This window comes from Loigolactobacillus backii, assembly GCF_003946275.1.
Lineage (GTDB): Bacteria > Bacillota > Bacilli > Lactobacillales > Lactobacillaceae > Loigolactobacillus > Loigolactobacillus backii.
The window spans coordinates 1-19,324 of record NZ_RHNQ01000016.1 but is presented as its reverse complement, the minus strand read 5'-3'; the positions used below and the strand labels follow the sequence as shown (position 1 = coordinate 19,324).

Below are 19,324 nucleotides of genomic sequence, written 5' to 3'. Positions count from 1 at the left end.
TGGGGACGCTTTTTAGTTTAACTAGTGGTTTAGAAAGTATTGCGGATTTTTTTCAAAACTATTTAAGTGGGCAACTTAGCTAAATTTTAGAAAGGGGTGACAGTTGTGGTAACGATCGTTATTAGCGGTTTAGGACTTATCGGCGGTTCGCTTGCGTTAAATATTAAAGAAGGGGTGGCGGGGGCCTATCTAATTGGTTTGGATAAAAATCAGACAAGTCTAACCTACGCCAAAAATACTGGCGTGATTGATGAAATTGGAACGGATTTGGCCACGGACGCGCCACGTGCTGATGTTATTATTTTGGCCACGCCAGTAACTGCAATTGAAGCCGCGTTTAAAATCTTGGCCAAGTGTCAATTAAAATCAGGGGTCATTGTTACTGATACAGGTAGTACTAAGCTGCAGGTTATCCAGGCGGCGGAGGTCCTTTGCGAGCAGGGAGTAACTGTGATTGGTGGACATCCGATGGCTGGTTCACATAAATCTGGTGTTAGAGCGGCCGACCGGGATTTATTCCGTAGCGCCTATTATTTTTTAGTTCCGGCACGTGCAAATCTTGAAGTGCCACTGCAATACTTAAAAAAAATATTGGCGCCGACACACGCTAAATTTCTTCAAATTACCCCGGCCGAGCACGATCATGTTGTTGGAGTGCTAAGTCATTTACCGCATATGCTGGCGGCAACCTTGGTTAACGAAACAACTAGTCAGTTTAAGGATTCACCGACCGCCTTACGCTTAGCAGCTGGTGGCTTTAAGGACATGACGCGAATTGCCTCGTCGGATCCTGAAATGTGGTCTGATATCTTGCTGACGAACGATCAAACGGTGCGTGATTTATTGGCCGATTACGTAATGCGGCTAAAACAATTGGATCAGGCAATTGCAGTTCAGGACAAAGCGGCCTTATTAACTTATTTTCAAGCGGCAAAAGTGACGCGTGATTCAATAACACCACAAAGGGCAGGAGCAATTCCAGGTTTTTACGACTTATTTGTTAATATTCCTGATCGCGCCGGTGCCATTGCACAAGTAACTGGGCAGCTAGCGGCAGGTGGACTGCAATTAGTTAACTTACAAATTTTAGAAACGCGTGAAGAGATTAATGGTATTTTACAATTAACCTTTGCAAGTGAAGCGGCAAAAGAAAAAGCGACAATAATTTTGGCAGCAATTTCGATTGCGGAAGTCCGAGCGTAAAGGGGAGCGAAAATAATGTTAACAGCAATTTTAATTGGTTTCATGGGTACGGGGAAAACAACAGTGGGGAATGTTTTAGCAATTAACACGCAACAACAACAGATTGATTTAGATGACGAGATTGTTTCGGCCGCGGGAAAATCAATTAAGCAAGTTTTTGCCGAAGATGGCGAAGCTGCTTTTCGTCAATTAGAAACAACGGTTTTAAAAACAGCGTTCAAGCGTAACGGAATTTTATCAACAGGTGGCGGTGTGATTGAATCGGAGACTAATCGGGCCGTTCTCGAGGCAACTGAAATTCCAATTATTTTTCTTAAAACTTTACCAACTGTAATTCTTGAACGATTAACCGGTGAAGATGCGGCCGTTCGCCCACTTGTAGGGCAATTAGGGCCAGCCGGATTGACTAGGCTATGGAAAAAACGTGAACCATTATATGAACGTATTTCTGATTTAACAATATTAACCGATGAGCTTACACCTGAAGAAGTTAGTGAAAGAATTGAAACTTTCCTTGTACAGAAGTCGGCAGTGAACTAAGTGATTTTATCGACACCATAAAAAGGAGGAGGAGTGGGACAAAAGTCGCTTTTGGGTTTACTGCGTAACGTAAGCCAATTCAATAACCGTACTATGGTTATTGAATTGGCTGTAGTCGTGTTTGAAAAAACAGATTCCTGCGGTTGCCATGTTTCAACTTGGCGGTTTTTGCCGTAGTTGAATGGACAACGGATGAAGCATCTAGATTATTAGCGTTTTGTGCTAATAATCCTCAATTGCGGAATAGTAGCTACAACGGCCAAATCACCTTTTTCAAAGGTAATTCGTCTGTTTAGGCTAATCCTCAGAATCTAATCGTTTTTTCAAACACTTCCGTTAGGCACGTGAACCCAGACTTTTGGCGCACGTTCTAGAGTAACGTTCAGAAACAATGAGAGGCTAGGACAAAAGTCGAATTTGAAGCACGTTCTAGAGTAACGCCCAGAGAAAAGCAAGCGGCTAGGATTTTTGTCCTAGCCGCTTGCTTTTTGAATTTTTTAAATATAGTAGTACTAGTCGGTAATTTCAAACTGTGATAGGCGTTCATGATCAATTGGTAGAACATTGGCCTTAATTTTTGTACCTGTTTCAGTGTAGGTTTGTTCAACGATACTAGTATTCTCATTAAGGTAGTCGACCCATTTACCGGCAGCAAATGGAATTAAAAACGTGACTTGCTGCATATCAGCAAAGAGGGTGGCAGTGATCATCTTAGTCAATAATTTTAAGGAAGCTGGATCATTTGCCGCGTAAACTAGGTTATGTTCACCATTTTGCAGTGGGTAGCGCGTATCCTTTCGTAAATCGGCCTTATTGTAGGCGTAGATCATTGGAATATCAGTGACACCCATTTCATTCAGGGTTTTTTCAGTTACTTTGATCATTTCTTCATAGTGAGGATCAGAAAAATCGATGACCTGAATGAGCAAATCAGCCTGAGCGGCCTCAGCCAACGTTGAACGAAAGGCCTTGATTAACTGAGTTGGTAATTTATTAATGAAACCAACTGTATCGCTCAAGAGAAACTTCTTTTTGTCTGGCAGATTGATTTCACGAACACTAGTGTCCAGAGTAGCAAAAAGCATGTCCTTTTCAAAAACTTGTTTGGTTTCTTGTTCGTCAAACAAGCGAAGTAAACCATTTAAGGTAGTCGACTTACCAGCGTTAGTGTAGCCAACAAGCGCAACCGTTGGAATCGTTGTTTTATCCCGTTGTTTGCGCATTGTTTGTTGCGCGGTTTCCATCGTTTTTAATTCGTGATTGAGGTGCGTAATTTGATTCTTAATTGTTCGTTGGTTTAATTCCAGTTTAGTTTCACCACTACCACGGTTAGCGAAGCCTGGGCCACCACCTTGCTGCATGAGGTTAGCTTGTTCACCAGCTCGTAAGCGCGGCAACTCATAGCGTAGACGAGCGATCTGCACCTGCATTTTGGCTTCTTTGGATTTTGCCCGATTGGCGAAAATAGCCAAAATTAGCCGCGTCCGATCCATAAGGATTAATTTACCTAATCCCTTTTCTAAATTACGAATCTGAGAGGGGGTCAATTCATCATTTAATACGAGAACGGTTGCCTCATTTTCTTCAGCAAGTTGACGGATTTCATCAATTTTACCAATACCAAAATACGTTGCAGCGATTGGCTTATCAAGATTTTGGTTCACTGTGGCAACAACGGTCATGTTGTTGGCCTTAGCCAATTCCGTGAGTTCCGCCATGTCGTAATCAAAACTATCCTGTTGTTGGCTAACACCACCAACAATGACTTTAGTCAAATTCATTTCTTGCATAAAATTCCTTCCTGAAATTTCTCATTGTTCGAAATCTCATTGCCCACAAATTAAAGTGTGACTTTATTAAAAATGATTGAACTTAATAACAAGTCATAGGTAATTTGCTGCTTAATTATCTAAGCAAAATTTACGTTTAGGGGTGTTTGAAAAGGTGGTTAGATTCTGAGGATTACTAACGATGTCGATCGGACTAAGATGAACCAAAGTCCGAATCGCAGCCTAAACAGACGAATTACCTTTGAAAAAGGTGATTTGGCCGTTGTAGCTGCTATTCCGCAATTGAGGATTATTAGCACAAAACGCTAATAATCTAGATGCTTCATCCGTTGTCCATTCAACTACGGCAAAAACCGCCAAGTTGAAACATGGCAACCGCAGGAATCTGCCTTTTCAAACACGTTTACACCAAATAAGTTAGGTAAATACTAGTAAAGGTATTTGCCAAAAGCGATCTAGGGAGTGTTTGGAAAAGCACAGAAGGCCGCCTTTAAGCAAAATTAGGCCAAAGTGGTCAGAAAAAATTAGTAGAAGTAATTATTTTCAAACACACACTAGGGAGATTACTTAATATAAAATGCACTATATTTCATGGTTGGGATACTCCTTTAAAAAAATAACTGGCACGATTGCTGCCGTTATTTTAAGCCGATTTACTAACAACTGAATTGTACCATGTTGCCGATTGTTTGCCAATTAAGCGTTTGGCAATGATCGAGCGCAACATTAAGCGCGCTTAAAGCAGACTTCTGAAATCGATTAGTTAGTGTTGGCCAAACTTATCGGTATCAAAGCTCCATTATGGATATATTCTATCCTTGACATTCTAAAAAATGCGAGTAGGATATACTTTTGTAAATAACGGAATGAACGTTCATTCCTAAACGGATTTCGATCGATAAATTTGCTACTTACATAAGTGGTTTTCCAATTACGTTATGTTGTTTTGGTTGGAAAAAACAGTTAAGCAAAAAACAGAAACTATGAAGAAGGTGAAGTTGTGACGGCAAAACCGCTTGAAAAACGCCGTTTGATTTTGAAAAGAGCATTAACATTATTTGCCAAAAAAGGATATGAAGTCACAACTGTTCCTGAAATTGCGACGGCGGCGGATGTTGGTGTAGGAACGATTTATCGCTATTTTAAAAGTAAGAATGCAATTTTTAATGAATTATATCAAAACATTATTACAACTTTAACGTTGGCCTTGCGAAAATATTATCCAGTTGATGGTACGGCCAAAATGCGCTTTGACGCTATTTATACGACTGGCATTCGCCTTATTCGCCACCACGTGCAAGAAGTTTACTTCATTAACAATCACGTTTTTAATGACGCCCTTGATCAAACGAGTGTTACTGCTAGGGAGGACCTAGCCCATTTTATTCGTCAATTTATTTTAGATGGGCAGGCCGATGGGACATTTAAAAAAAGTGATCCTGACGTTCTAATATCAATTTTGTATGGTTCGCTAATCTTCACAATTGAGTTTTTACTAAGTACCCGCCAACTCAAAAATGTAGATCTAGAAAAAATTTTTGCTGAACTGCAGGAAAGCTGCTGGGATGCATTTGCAAAGAAATAAATTTGGGTAGAAAGAGATGACTTGTAAAATGAAACGATTTGTTGATCGGCATATTGGCGCACTGATTGCTTGGATAGTTATTGTCATTATTGCAATTGTGGCTTTGCCGAACACTTCACAGTTAGTACGGGATAAGGGGCAAACCAAAATTCCGGCTTCTGCACAGAGTCAAGTTGCCAATGTAATTCAGAATCATTGGGGACGGGGACAAGGAAATACGCGACAAGTAGTTGTTGTTTTTAATAATGGTAATAAGAAGTTAACGGCCAATCAGAAAGATAATATTGACCAAACCATTAAAAATTTTCGTGATAATAAAAAACATTACGGTATTAAGGCAGTAACTGCTGCCAGTGATAATGCCGAAGCAAAAAAACAGTTGATTTCAAAAGATAAATCTACTGAGTTGGTTCAGTTTATGGTTTCTAAGAAGGCAACCGTTCGTGATATGAACGCAAAAATCACTAAAGGTGCCAAAACGCCAGGAGTTAAGAGCTATGTTACTGGTAGTGATATTTTAAACGATGACTTTACGCAGGCTACTGAAGAAGGCCTCAAGAAAACTGAAGTGATTGCGGCAATCTTCATTTTCATTGTTTTAGTCATTGTCTTCCGCTCACCGATCGTTCCGTTGATTTCATTACTAACGGTTGGCGTGTCGTTCATTACGTCTTTAAGTATCGTTATGAACTTGGTTTCTCGTTTCAACTTTCCGCTATCTAACTTCACTGAAGTTTTCATGGTGGTTGTGCTCTTTGGGATTGGGACGGATTATAATATTCTACTGTTCGATCAGTTTAAGGAAGAACTCAGTCGTGGTGTTTCCAATGAAAAAGCGACGATGGCTGCCCGAAAAGTGGCTGGACGGACGATTTTATTTAGTGGGACTTCCGTTTTAATTGGATTTACAGCGTTAGGCTTAGCTAAATTTTCAATCTATCAGTCGGCAGTGGGTGTTGCCATTGGGGTTGCGGTCTTACTCGCAGTTTTATTGACGTTAAATCCATTCTTTATGTCGGTTCTCGGCAAGCGGATGTTTTGGCCAACCAAAAACTTTGATGGTCATAGTACCAGTAAGCTTTGGCACGGTTTATCCAGCCGTTCCGTTTTACACCCATTTATTGCGTTGGGAATTGTTTTAGTCGTTACGTTACCGTTTTTGTTTACGTACAATAATCATTTAGATTACGATAACTTAGATGAATTAAGCGATAGTTTACCGGCAAAAGAGGGCTTCCACGTCGTTCAGGATCATTTTTCAAAGGGAACCGCGGAGCCTTCAACACTGTACATTAAATCAGACAAAAAATTAAACAATGAACAGTCACTTAAATTAATCGATCAAGTAACCAAAAAGTTGCAGAAGGCTAAAGGCGTTAAAACCGTAGCCTCCGTCACGCAACCAGGTGGTTCAGCGATTAATGAATTATACGTTGATAATCAGGTTGGAACAGTTACTAAGGGTATGAAATCCGCCGGTAAGGGTCTAACTAAGATCAACAAAGGACTTACTTCGGCTAGTGATCAGCTCGGTTCTAGCAACATGACTAGCGGATTATCTAGCGTTCAGCAATTAATTGATGGCACCGGTAAGCTAACCGATGGCAGTCAACAATTGGCTAGCGGTGCGGGCCAACTTGCTACAGGGGCCAATACCTTGAGTGGCGGTATCGGTCAGTATACAACTGGTGTCGCAGCACTAGGCAGTGGTATTTCGCAGCTAAATAGCAGTACAGGTACCCTAGCAGGTGGTGTTAGTCAATTAACTAGTGGTGCTTATACGCTTGATGGTGGCTTAGGTCAGTATACGAATGGTGTTGGCACATTGAGTAATGGCCTGAACCAATTATCCGCTTCATCGGGTACGGTTAATTCCGGTGTTAGTCAGTTAGTTAGTCAAACGCAGCAATTACCACAGGCTGTCGCTGGATTAACTGCGTACAACAATGGTGTTTATTCAGGTATTACAAAAATAAATAACACACTTGGGCAACAACAGGGTCAATTACAGCAATTATCAACGGCTGCCAACAGCCTTGGCACGATTAAGAGTCAAGCGGCCACTGTTCAAACTGAATTAAATCAGTTAAAGCAGTTGGAAGGAACCCTAAATCAGTTACAGCCAATGATTAAATCAATGCAAAGCGCCCAACAACAAATTACGGCGTTGCAACAAAGTGCTAATCAATTAGGTAGTCTACAAACGCAAGTTAGTGGCCAATTAAATACGGTTGGTCAAAACGACGGTACGATTGCCAGCCTAGCCGGTTCAATTGATAAAACAAAGTTGTCTAGTGATGACCAGGCTAAATTAGGCCAAATTGAATCATCAGCCGGTAAAAACGTAACAACAGTCCAATCTGTTGGCAAAGAAATGACAACGTTAAGCCAACTTAATTCCAGTCTGGATTCGTTATCTAATTTGACTAAATCAATGCCTGATGCAGACACCTTGAATCAATTAAATAACTCACTTTCAGGGTTAACTAAGATGACCACTGATGCACAAAACTTATTAAATGAAACTAATAAAATTCCTTCAGCGGCAAGCTTACAAGGTTTATCGAGTCAGATGACGAAATTAACTAATGGACTTGGCCAATTAGAAACCACGGCCCAGAGTTCGAAGCAAATTGCTGATCAACTCAACACAGGAGTTAACGGTGCTGGTGTGGATACAACTGATGCCAATACTATCGCGGCAACGATTGGTAATTCTACGATGTTAAGTCAAGTGAGTCAGTTATCTTCTGGTTTGCAGCAATACACTGGCGCCGTTAACCAGGCAGCAACAGGTGCTAATCAGTTAACTGCTAATTCGACAGCTTTGACTAGCGGTGCTAATCAGTTAGCTGGTGGCCTAGGTCAATTAAATGGCCAAGTACCACAGTTGACTAGTGGTATCAGTCAACTAAATAGTGGTGCTCAGCAATTAACGGGTAACTCAAGTACACTGCAGTCTGGTGCTAATCAGTTGGCCAGCGGGGCAAATCAATTAGGTCAAAATGCACCGCAATTAACGGCTGGCTTAATCCAGGTAAATAATGGACAAAAGACGATGTACACGACGTTGCAAGGCTTAGTTGGACAGATGCAAACCTTACATGACGGCCTAGTTACTGCTGGTAATGGAATCCACACCATTAATAAGGGTGTTGGTTCGGCGGATAGTTACTTGACTGGTTTGCAGAAGTCAGAAGCTGCTAAGACGTTCTATATTCCGAAGAGTGCTTTGAAGGGGAAGACGTTTAAACAATCAATTAATACTTATATGTCTGCGGATAATAAGGCAACTAAGTTTACAATTGTTTTGAACACTAATCCAAGCTCAGCAACTTCAATGGCACGGATTGATCATTTACAAACAGAGGTTCAAAATGAATTGAAAGGGACACCTTTAGCAAACGCCAAAGTTGCAATTGGCGGGCAAACTGCCGTAACTTCAGATACGCATAAGATTGCTAGTCAGGACTTTGTTCGGACGGCAGCAATTATGTTAGGTGGTATTCTGATAGCCTTGATGTTCATTACGCGCTCTGTTTTACAACCATTCTACATCTTGGGCACGTTACTGTTAGCCTATGTTACCTCCTTAGGCCTAACACGGTGGGTTAGTAATGTATTCTTAGGTCAGAGTATGTTGACTTGGAACACACCATTCTTCTCCTTCGTTATGTTAATCGCTTTAGGTGTTGACTACAGTATCTTCTTAATGATGAAGTACCGTGAATTTGGACTTGAAGGTGGTACACCAAGTACGCGAATTGTTTCGGCTTCCGGAATTATTGGAGCAGTTGTCTTATCGGCTGCAATTATCTTGAGTGGTACGTTTGCGGCCTTAATGCCGTCTGGTGTCTTAACCTTAATTCAGGTTGCGTTAGCCGTTATCATTGGACTCGTAATCTTGGTATTCATGATTCCAGTCGTTATTTCAAGTTTAATTCGTTTGACTTACCCAATTTCGGATAAGTTGAATGAAAATGAAAAGAAGCGTAAGTAGTGTAAAAAAGGTACTAGACCATGTTTTTTATGGTGTAGTACCTTTTTTGTGTATTCAGTAGAATTTGGGTTGTTTTAATTGAGTGCTAAAAATTTGTTTTCGTGCTACGCTTAGTTGGAAAATTACCCGAAAGTTTAAACAGTAGTAAGAGACAGGTTAGGTGAATAAAAATGGCTAACGAAATGCAAGAATACCTTAGAACACATTTGTTTGGAACACCACAGTTAAAGCCAGATGAAAAGCGGGCCTTTCTAGGCAACTTTCGCGAACGAGTGGCAATGGCGGTAACTGTTGGTCAACTACGTACGCCCAAGGCCGAGTCCGTTATTAAAACGGTACTCACGCGTTATCCGCAGTACCGAATATATCTCAACGGCCGAATGGGGAAAACGTTGATTAACCGCTATATGCGGCTAGCAGTCGCGTTGGATTATCCGTTCACGATCTTAGCGCAAATGGGTGTCCGCGTTCAGCGTGACGTAACGGATCGTGATTTTGGTCTAGTGATTGCCTCTCCAGATGGCAAGATTAAGCGGCCAGTGGTGTTGTAGCCAGCGGAGTGAGACAAAGGTCGGTTTTGGTGCACGTTCTAGAATAATGATCGGAAACAATAAGAGGCCAGGACTTTTGTCCCGGCCTTTTACTGTTTGAAGCTATTACTAAATCTCTGATTATTTAGTAGTTGGGTGGTCCGTTTTGCCGATGGTTAGCTGATAAGTCATGAGGGCTGCAACTTCACACATTAGAATTAAGGCCGCCATTGGTAAATAAGTATCTCTTCCCATGATACCGACAAAGGGCGATAGTAGGCCACCAATTAAATTCTGACTAAGCCCCAATACGGCCGAGGCGCTACCGGAATTCTTTTTCTCATGTTGCATAGCTAGTGATGACGCAACTGTACTGACAATGCCAACCATTGAGACGATTAAGAATAATGGTGCAACGACATAACTTAAGTGATGGGGCAAAAATAGCGTTATAAATAATAAAATTGCGCCTAATAACGCGACCAAAACGCCACCTTTTAGTACGTGACGTTCATCATAACGAGTTGCTAAGCTGCCAGCAAGCTGGGACATTACGACGATACCGAGGCCGTTTACTGCGTAGAGTAGGCTAAAGCCTTGTGATGAAAGGCCAAAAATATTTTGTAACATAAAACTAGAGCCAGATATATAAGCAAATAGGCCACCAGAAACAAGACCATTAACTAACGTGTAACCCATGAATATTTTATCGTGCAGAAGCTGTTTTAAGACGAGACCAGTTTTAGTCCGTTCGTTAGTGGTTGGTGCGGGTAATGTTTCTTGCAAGCCAAATAATACGAGAAAAAAAAGGCCAATCCCAATGGCCGTTAAGATGTAAAAAATACCACGCCAATTGGTGAACGTTAAAACAAAACCGCCAATAATCGGGGCAATCACCGGGAAAATACCGTTAACTGCCATAAGCAGTGCGTAAAATTTGGTCAGCTTTTTTCCGGAAAAAAGATCGCTGGCAATTGCCCGTGAGGTTACTAAACCCGCAGAACCGGCCAAACCTTGAATAAAACGTAGAATGATTAGCCACCAAATATTAGTTGCAAGACTGGCCAAGAGTGAGGCCAACGTGAAAAAAATGAGGCCCATTAAAGTTGGTTTTTTACGGCCAACCTTGTCACTGTAAGGACCGATAAAAATCTGCCCAATGGCTAAACCGATTAAACAAGTAGTGATTGATAACTGGGTTAATGACGTTGTAGTGTGCAATTTTTGCTGTAATTCGGGTAACGATGGCAAGTACATATCCATGGACAAGGGTCCAAAAGCGCTCAAAGTTCCCAATAAAACGATTAACCAAATTTCCCGCCGTTTCGACATCTTATTGCCTCCAAGTTAAAGTGGACTGACTAGCGCTTAAATTCTGAGGTAAGGAGCCTGGGCGCTTTTCCAAACATCTCTGGCCTTGCCAACCATTTACTGGCGCAAACGATTATAACTCAGAGCCGCAAAATAAAACAAGCATTCAATCGAAGCAATGAAGAAACTTACTGGCCAGTTGGTAATGTAACCGAGGCAAAGACCGCCCCAAACGCCGACCAGAGCCATTAGGATAGCGACAACCATCATTCCACTAACCGTGTGCACAAAGTATTTTGCACTGGCAGCTGGTAAGGTTAATAAAACAAAGATTAGAAGTGAGCCGACGATTTGGGCAGCAACACTGACAGAAAGTGCTAGTAGGACTAGGAAAATAATTGATAAAGCGTTGGTCCAAAGTCCCTTAACCTGAGCGCCAATTGCGTCAAAAGAATCAAACTTTAAATCGCGGTAAACAAAGGCAATAATAATTAAGACTAAGGCTGACAACTCGATTACTTGAATCACGTTTGTGTGATTGATACCAATGATACTGCCGAATAAAATATTGGTGGCATAGCTAGCATTTTTATTGGATAAGGAAAGAAATAAAATACCAAGACCTAAGAAAAGACTCGAAATCGCGCTAATTGATGCTTCACGGCGGGCTTGTTTAACACTTAGTTGGCCTACAATGACCGAACTAACCATGGTAAATAAAAGCATACCATTTAGCGGTGGCCAGCTCATGAAGACACCAAATGCTGCACCGGAAAAACCAATTTCGGATAAAGTATGGGTTAAAAAAGACATATTTCGTGCACTGACGAAGACGCCAATAATGCCGCTAATGATTGCGATAAAGGTGCTGGCGACAAAGGCATTGCGCATAAACTCTAAACTAAACATCACTGACCTCCTTGACATCAGCCTCACTTAATTCACCAATCGGACCGTACTTAAAACTAGTCGGCCGTAAAAGTAAAAAATTATCCGCGTATTTTTGTGCTAATGGTAAATCATGGGTAACAAAGATAACACTTAGTTGCGTTACTTGGTTGAAATGTTTAACCAGGTCCAACAATTCATATTTCATAACGTTATCTAAACTAGCCGTTGATTCATCCAAGATTAACAGATTAGGTTGTTCAACTAAGGCTTGAGCAAGATAGGCCTTTTGCTTTTCACCGCCAGAGGCCATTCCTAATGGCCGATTCTGGATTCTTTGGAGATTAGTTTGTGCAATAATCTGGTCAACTTGCTGCCGTTCCTTACGGGATAACCACGGCAACTTAATGCCACTTAAATTAAGGCTGATGAAATCGCGAATTGATAAGGGGTATTCCTCATCAATGTTGCGAAACTGCGGAACATAACCAAACGTGACTGCTTTGCGATTAGGAAAGAACTGCACGTTACCTGCGGCAGGCTTTAGTTGTTGTAGAATTGTTCGAATTAAAGTCGTTTTACCAACACCATTTTCACCAACAACACTTAGAAATTCACCTTTATGAAGACTAAAGTTTAAATTTTCAAAAACACGGTGATTGGGAAAAGCTACTTTTAAGTTATTTACGCGTAGAATTGGATCGGTCATTGTTTAGCCCCTTTTGAATAGTTTCAAGTTGATTGTACTGCTTTAGCATCCATTCTTTATAGGTCAGTCCCTTAGGCAAAGTCTCAGTGACTTTTAAAACGGGGACGTTATTATCTTTAGCTAACTTAATAAGATTATTAATAATTTTGTCGTTGGCTTGCGTGTTTTCAACAAAAAATGCAATCTTATGGCCTTTAATGTCTGCCTGCATGGCCTTTATATCCGCTGGTGAAGGATCCGTGCCATCCTCTACTGATTTGGCAAAATGAGTATTATTAACCTTGTAGCCAGTTTCGGCTAATGCATAATCAAACACTGGCTCGCTAACATCTACTTTTTCACCGTTACTGTGTTGGCGGATTGTCGTGATTTTATTATCAAGCGTTGCTAATGATTTTATGTAACGTTGGGCATTCTTATGGTAAGCCGCTTTATGCTTTGGATCACGTTTGGCGTATAAAGCGGCTAGACGATTAGCCAATTTGGGCACCGTTTTTTTATTATACCAGAGATGTTCATTATCGCCGTCTTGTTTTTTCATGATATCCTCGCCAACACGGAGATCGGTCACTCCTTTCTGATTGTTGGCCTCAACGAGCTTTTGCATCCAGCTATCATAGCCAAGACCATTTGATAGAATGATTTGGCCCTTAGCAACGTCTTTAGCTGTTTGTGTTGTCGGTTCAAAGTCATGGGGATCAAATTGCTGGGTTTGTAATGATTGATTGTACGTGACCATGGTTGCCAAGGACTGCCTTTGCAATTTCACCATAAAAATCAAGCGAGCTAATCACAGTGATCCCCTTTTGTTTAACTGGCTGCGTTGCCTGACAGCCGGCTAAGAAAAGTACCGTTATTAAAAATAATAAGCCTAAATTTCGTTTCTTCATTTGAATAAGAGCCTCCGGAAAATCAAGTGTTAGTATAGGAAGTATTAAAAAATTTGAATTCTAAGTATTACTGACTGTACTGGCGTAAACTTAGCCAGAGATTCAATTTTCAAACATGTTTTAGCGTAAAATAGCAAGCATACTTTAAATAATGTTATTTGGATTTAGTAATATTGCGGCTTCACTCAAAATTATTTCAAGTGTACACTAAGATTGTTATACTGAAAATTAGATGTTGTCAGTAAAGTGATCTAAAAAGTAGCTATTACTATTTAGATCACTTCACCCAGTTTACCGGTGTATTTTATTTTGTCAAGAAAATTTCTGAAAATTGGTTACTTGATGCGCTCCTTTTGAGTTAATGGGCGCTAATACAGGCGTGTTTAAAAGATGCTTGGCTACCAAACACGTTTCCACTAAATTAGTTAGGGAGTGGAACAAAGGCCGATTTTGGATTAGCTGAAGTTGTGCTTGAAAAAGCAGTTTCCTGTGGTGATCGAGGTGAACTTAGTCCGATCGACAGCGTCAGCGAGGCCAGTAATAATCCCCAATTGTAGAGTAAAATCTGACCACTTTTTCAAACACTCGTGGCACGTGGACCAGATTTTTGGCGCGCTAACTTTTACCAGATTAAGGGAAGTTAATCATAAAAATCATAAAACGTTTAGTAGGATGTGAACTAAATTGACTGTCAGTAAACAAATACAGGCGCAAATTCAAAAATACGCGAAAGTGTGCACCAAATTACCATTAACCGCTGATGAGCCTACCTATTTTGAGCGAATGGGCGAGCGGGCTAACGTTGAAATTAACCGACACCATCACCAAATTGGCGGTTTGCGGATTGCACCACAAGCGCACTTGGAAGAGGCGGAGGAGCTGGCTGGCTACATGACTGATTATGTTCAGGATTGTGTGGAAAAGAAACAGATGACCGAGCAGGCTGCGCTGGAGCAGGCAAAAAAGGTTTTTACCCGACATAGTCCAGATAATCCATTAGTTGTCGACGAGCGCTACAATCAGTGGCAGGCTTATTATCGCGAAATTGATAATCAAACCAAGCAGGCAATCTGGTTACTTTATTTAAGTCGAATGCTGTTTGGCCTTGTTATTGGTGGAATTTTAGGAATCTTTGGTGAAATTTGGTATGAGGATCAAGTTGTAGGGATGATTTTTTGGATTATGCTGTTACTTGGACTAATATTAGGTTTTGCAATGGGTTTGGCAACGAATGCTTGGATAGCGTTACGCAGTAATTCAACTAATAAAAAGCGTTGAGGTAGTTGTGTTTAAAGGAGATCTGGTGGGTAAAAATGCGTAAGATTAGTAAGGCTATTGTCAGCGTTTTGGCGGTTATTTTTGTTGGTGTGTTAAGCTGGAACGTTTATTTCAACCAACGGGCACAGGTCTTAAAGGGTGTTTCAGTTAAACAAGAACAAACGGCCACTATTTTTGTGCCGGGTTTACATGGGCGTTATTCTTTTACGGGAATGATCCACCGTTTAAATCATTACGACATTGCACAGCACGCGCTAACGGTAAATGTCAGTAAAAAGGGAAAGATCAAGGTTCATAAGCTGGCACCGCTAAAGGATAATCCAACGATTAAAATTCTCTTTAGTGCTGACGCCGAACCCAAAAAAGAGGCCAAACAGTTAGTGGCTGTTATGCAAACACTAAAACGTGATTACCATATTCAAAAAATTAATTTAGTTGGTCATTCTAGTGGTGGTAATATCATTTTTGATTATCTAACCGCTACCAACGGGCGGCCAGATTTACCAACACCGGAAAAATTTGTTAGTATCGCGACAACCTATCCTAATCGGAAACAACAGGCTAAACAGTTGCCCGCCAATTTAAAGATTTTGAATATTGCTGGTGAAATTGATCATTACCACTCAGATGGTGCCGTTTCGGTGGCCGATGATTTAGCGATGGGTAAGTTAGTTGAGCCATACGTGGCTAGTTATCAGGCACGGACCATTCACGGTAATATTTTGCATACTTTTCATAGTATGCTGCACGAAAATCCAGATGTTGATAAATTAATTGCAAACTATTTATACCAATAAAAAAGCACAATTTAGGTCCAACACGACTGATTTGTTCAGTGAGCGGGCTTAGATTGTGTTTTTTAGTTTATTTATTGCTACAAAAGTAAGTTAATTGTTTTAAGCGATACTATTTTCCTCAGTGGCCATCTGCTTAGCAGGTGCCTGTTTATATTTACGCATCATTTCGGCCAAATGTACTTCGTGGGTGATAAATTCATGTGTTCGGCAAATATAATCATGTTCACGGCCTATTTTGGCAATATAACCATTGATGTAATCCACTTCTGTTGGCCGTCCTTTAGAAAAGTCCTGGTACATAGACGGGTAATGCAGTGGGTTACTAACACGACTAACGTAATCTACGGATTCAATTTCTTGTTGCCGGGTTTCAATCATTTGAATTCCAGCGCGCTCACAAGCATCATAAGATTCGTTCATCAATTGGGTGGACATTTCCTTAGCACCAGGATATTCGATGAATTGGCCCATTGTAAGTTCAAACATCGTGCAAAGTGTGTTGACGACAGCGTTGAAAACCACTTTCGACATTAATGTTCCCATAAAGTTTGTTGTAATGATCGGATTTAGATTGGCCGCTTTGAAATCCTTTTCGACGGCTTTGATGTTATCGTTGATTTCTTCAGTGTAGTTAGCCATATGCATTTCACCGGCGCCAGACTCACCCATGAAGTCAACATCAGCTGGCCCGTTAAGGACAGTCGCAATCATAGCGGTACCACCAATGATTTGATCATCATTAAAGTAGTTGCGTAATTTATCGATATGGCCCATACCGTTCATCGCGGAAAAGACGATTTGGTGATCGTTAAATAGAGGGGCACAACGTTTTAACATGTCAGCAAGCTGCATTTGTTTCATGAAAACGATCCAAACATCAGGTTTGCCTTGATATTCTTCAGGGTAATAAATGTTAATTGGGACAATATGTCGATTTTGATGATTCCGGGAAACTGTTACGCCGCCTTGCTCGCGAACTTTTTCAACATTCGGTTGCCAAGTATCGATAAAATCAACATCAACCCCAGCGTTTTCTTGTAATAAAACACCATAACGATACCCCATAGCGCCTGCACCAATAATTGTATATTTCATAAAAAATCATCCTTTCAGTTTTAATTAAAAATAAATGTGATATTAATGATAAAAATAAAAAACGCCCTGCAGAGCAAATACTCTGTAGGACGTTTTCACGTGTTACCACCTAAATTTCGCTACTGTTTCACAACAATAGCCTCAGTTCGTTTATTGATTCCGGACGCAGCAGACGCTACACCAATAAACGTAGCCGTTAAGGCGGACCACACCTACTTCTTGAAGCCAAGAAGTAACACCAATCTATCCTTTTTGCAAGTGGCCTAATACCTTCTCAGCGGTGGTATTTTCTGTTGATAAACACGCTTGCTAATTCCGATTAAATTGTTATGTGCTTTTATCATTTATATTTAATGTTTCTCACTTTACACGTAAATTTGGACAACGTCAATACCTTTTCTGAAATAATTTAGTCATATTTTAGCAAGCTATGTTTAAACATACTAATCTGTAGTGTATGGCGTTTTAGTTGCTCAATTGATAACGAAAGACAAGTTAGTATTTGTTTAAAATAGACGATTAAATGTGACGTAAAATTAAATTAAGCGCGTTATTTGGCGCGCTTGAAATGAAACTGTCGCATTTTACAGCAACATTTTCGGAAAACACCAAAAGTTTAACCACTTTATCTTCACATTTCCCGTTTAGGCTTAAAAGTAGAAGTCAAACGGTGAAGGAGATGGATTATGCGGCGAAGGATTGATTGGATTGATATCGCAAAGGCATTAGGAATCATCGCAGTAGTCATCGGTCACGCTGCGCCAGTTCACGGTACTTTCTTTAAGGTTTTGTACTGGTGGCACATGCCGTTATTTTTCGTTATGGCTGGCTTCTTTTTAAAACCAGTTGCTAAAAAAGATTATTTAAACTTCTTGAAAGAGAAGTTATTGCCCTTATACCTGCAATACCTATTCGTGGGTTTTGTATTAACACTTATTAATGCTGTAATGGAACAAATGTCAGTCAATAATTTCTTACAAGCAATTGGTGATCTATTTTATGGTGGTACGTTACTGAATGGGACGCTGAGTGCTTTTTGGTACATGACAGTTTACTTACTAGCAGTTGCAGCCGCGGTGGCGATTATTTCGTTTATTAAAACTGGTTGGCAGCAATGGTTGCTTGTAATAATCATTTTTGTAATTGGTGTAACCTATAAAAATGCGCAGGCAGTTTTTGGCTTTCCTTTACCAGGTGATGCCGACGTTGCGTTATGCGCCTTGCTTTACACTTACGTTGGTTATCGTGGTTTTCGACTGCTTAAGCGAAGGATTAGCAATCGGCCCTTGTTAATTGGGGTTGCAACTCTTGCCAGCGGGCTTATCATTGCCCAGCAACAAGGAATTTTTGATTTTAAATTCTATTTAAAGTCACACACAATTACTGAAAAATGGTTAACGATTGCTGTGCCGTTAGTCTTTTGTTTATTGATCTTCATGTTTGCTTACTGGCTGCAATATACACCAGCATTGCATCTGTTTCTTTTAATTGGCCGCCATACGCTAACTATTATGTACGCCCACAAATTGGTTTTCGCAATTTTAGAACAAATTCATATTAATGGGTGGTTGATCCTAAGTTTTGCTGGTATCATAATACCAATTGCTTTGATGTTTGTTGGTCGAAGAGTTAAGGCACTTGGACGACGGTTATTTTTGGTGCCACATTCTATTTAAGGAATTGATGGAGGATAATGAAACAAAAATGGCTTTGGGGTATTTCGTTAATTGGGAGTTTATTGGTTATTTTAGGGGTTTTCGGCTACGTACAGCAGCGCCAACAAACACGTTCTATTTATAATTACACAACGACACCAACCGTTTTTGTTCACGGTTGGCGTGGTAGTGCCTATTCCAGTAACCAAATGATTGCCGCGATTGAAAGCGCCCACGTCGGTCGTAAGCGTCTGACCGTTACGGTAAGTCCTAGTGGGCAGTTTAGCTACAGTGGCTATTGGTCAAATCGGCGGAAAAATCCTCTGATTCAGGTTATTTTTACGGGGAATCGTGCTGGGGAAGTACAATACGAAAAATGGTTGACCATTTTAATGCAGCAACTAAAAAAACGTTACGGGATTAAGACGGTTAATATTGTTGGGCATTCGATGGGCGCTTACGCCGCAACTTATTACGCCATGAATCATGGTAATCAGGCGGATGTGCCGCGGTTAAAAAAGTTGGTGACGATTGCTGGACCCTTCGATGGGATTGTTGGGCATACTGAAAAATTTCACCCACGTGATGGCACGACTTGGACTGATCGCCCAAACGTTAATCATTTTCTAGAAGGTGGCCAGCCATTAATTATCCACCCGGAGTACCTACGTTTAGAGCGCTTGGCTAATCATTTTCCTAAACAAACTAAAGTACTTAATATCTATGGCGATCTAAAAGATGGTAGTCACTCGGACAAAGTAGTGACCGTGGTCTCTGCAACGTCGCTAGCACACCTCATTAAAGCACGTGCGGCCAGCTACCAAACAAAACGAGTTACGGGGCCACAGGCGGAACACAGTCGATTACACGAAGATAATCCGGTAGTTGATCAAGCACTATTAAAATTTTTGTGGGGTAAATCCAATTGATAAAATAATTAACTAGTTCAACGGTGATTAGGTCGCATTAATTAATGTGGGTCTCTGTCAAATCGTATTGGTGGAGATTTTGAACGGCACATTCACTTCGGTGAATGTGCTTTTTGTTTACTCA

At 40.7% G+C, this 19,324-nt stretch carries 14 protein-coding genes and 1 pseudogene; 9 read left to right on the top strand and 6 right to left on the bottom strand.

Annotated elements, in window-relative coordinates:
• Positions 1–105: 105 nt before the first annotated feature.
• Complete coding sequence (locus EKM61_RS04405) at positions 106–1,203, top strand: prephenate dehydrogenase (protein ID WP_068226040.1); 1,098 nt, start codon at positions 106–108, stop codon at positions 1,201–1,203.
• A 15-nt stretch (positions 1,204–1,218) separates the two neighbouring features.
• Positions 1,219–1,743 carry a shikimate kinase gene (locus tag EKM61_RS04400; protein WP_068226041.1) on the top strand — a complete coding sequence of 175 codons (525 nt, stop codon included), beginning with the start codon at positions 1,219–1,221 and terminating at the stop codon, positions 1,741–1,743.
• A gap of 512 nt (positions 1,744–2,255) precedes the next feature.
• Here the strand turns inward: EKM61_RS04400 and hflX are convergent.
• Positions 2,256–3,533: a GTPase HflX gene (hflX, locus tag EKM61_RS04395; protein ID WP_068226042.1), complete on the bottom strand. Its 1,278-nt coding sequence runs from the start codon at positions 3,531–3,533 to the stop codon at positions 2,256–2,258.
• A gap of 1,000 nt (positions 3,534–4,533) precedes the next feature.
• Between hflX and EKM61_RS04390 the strand changes: the two genes are divergently transcribed.
• From EKM61_RS04390 to EKM61_RS04380, 3 genes are all read left to right on the top strand, one after another.
• Positions 4,534–5,118 (top strand): TetR/AcrR family transcriptional regulator, encoded by a 585-nt coding sequence (locus tag EKM61_RS04390; RefSeq protein WP_068226043.1) that lies wholly within the window; start codon positions 4,534–4,536, stop codon positions 5,116–5,118.
• Between the two features lie 28 nt (positions 5,119–5,146).
• Entirely contained in the window at positions 5,147–9,118 is a 3,972-nt protein-coding gene (locus EKM61_RS04385; protein ID WP_068226044.1) for an MMPL family transporter, read from the top strand.
• Positions 9,119–9,288: 170 nt separating this feature from the next.
• Positions 9,289–9,669, top strand: coding sequence for a DUF1694 domain-containing protein (locus EKM61_RS04380; protein WP_068226045.1), 381 nt, complete (start codon positions 9,289–9,291; stop codon positions 9,667–9,669).
• Positions 9,670–9,789: 120 nt separating this feature from the next.
• Here the strand turns inward: EKM61_RS04380 and EKM61_RS04375 are convergent, their stop codons facing one another.
• The 4 genes and pseudogenes from EKM61_RS04375 to EKM61_RS04360 form a co-directional block, all read right to left on the bottom strand.
• Positions 9,790–10,980 carry a multidrug effflux MFS transporter gene (locus EKM61_RS04375; protein ID WP_068226046.1) on the bottom strand — a complete coding sequence of 397 codons (1,191 nt, stop codon included), beginning with the start codon at positions 10,978–10,980 and terminating at the stop codon, positions 9,790–9,792.
• 96 nt (positions 10,981–11,076) lie between these two features.
• Complete coding sequence (locus EKM61_RS04370; RefSeq protein WP_068226047.1) at positions 11,077–11,868, bottom strand: metal ABC transporter permease; 792 nt, start codon at positions 11,866–11,868, stop codon at positions 11,077–11,079.
• The gene (locus EKM61_RS04365) at positions 11,861–12,556 is read right to left on the bottom strand and encodes a metal ABC transporter ATP-binding protein (RefSeq protein ID WP_068226048.1); all 696 of its coding nucleotides are present in this window, start codon (positions 12,554–12,556) and stop codon (positions 11,861–11,863) included. The genes EKM61_RS04370 and EKM61_RS04365 overlap by 8 nt, the downstream gene beginning before the upstream one ends.
• A pseudogene (locus EKM61_RS04360) lies at positions 12,528–13,446 on the bottom strand (metal ABC transporter solute-binding protein, Zn/Mn family). Before EKM61_RS04360 ends, EKM61_RS04365 begins: the two are co-directional and overlap by 29 nt.
• A 684-nt stretch (positions 13,447–14,130) precedes the next feature.
• Here EKM61_RS04360 and EKM61_RS04355 point away from each other — a divergent pair.
• Both EKM61_RS04355 and EKM61_RS04350 read left to right on the top strand, forming a co-directional pair.
• Complete coding sequence (locus tag EKM61_RS04355) at positions 14,131–14,724, top strand: hypothetical protein (RefSeq protein WP_068226049.1); 594 nt, start codon at positions 14,131–14,133, stop codon at positions 14,722–14,724.
• A 35-nt stretch (positions 14,725–14,759) separates the two neighbouring features.
• Entirely contained in the window at positions 14,760–15,521 is a 762-nt protein-coding gene (locus EKM61_RS04350) for an alpha/beta hydrolase (protein ID WP_068226050.1), read from the top strand.
• A 99-nt stretch (positions 15,522–15,620) separates the two neighbouring features.
• Here EKM61_RS04350 and EKM61_RS04345 read toward each other — a convergent pair whose 3' ends face one another.
• Positions 15,621–16,616: a ketopantoate reductase family protein gene (locus tag EKM61_RS04345; RefSeq protein WP_068226051.1), complete on the bottom strand. Its 996-nt coding sequence runs from the start codon at positions 16,614–16,616 to the stop codon at positions 15,621–15,623.
• Between the two features lie 686 nt (positions 16,617–17,302).
• Here EKM61_RS04345 and EKM61_RS04340 point away from each other — a divergent pair.
• Complete coding sequence (locus EKM61_RS04340) at positions 17,303–18,292, top strand: acyltransferase family protein (RefSeq protein ID WP_068226052.1); 990 nt, start codon at positions 17,303–17,305, stop codon at positions 18,290–18,292.
• Positions 18,293–18,309: 17 nt separating this feature from the next.
• Positions 18,310–19,200, top strand: a complete 891-nt coding sequence (locus EKM61_RS04335; protein WP_068226053.1) for an alpha/beta fold hydrolase — start codon at positions 18,310–18,312, stop codon at positions 19,198–19,200.
• The last annotated feature ends 124 nt before the right edge of the window (positions 19,201–19,324 follow it).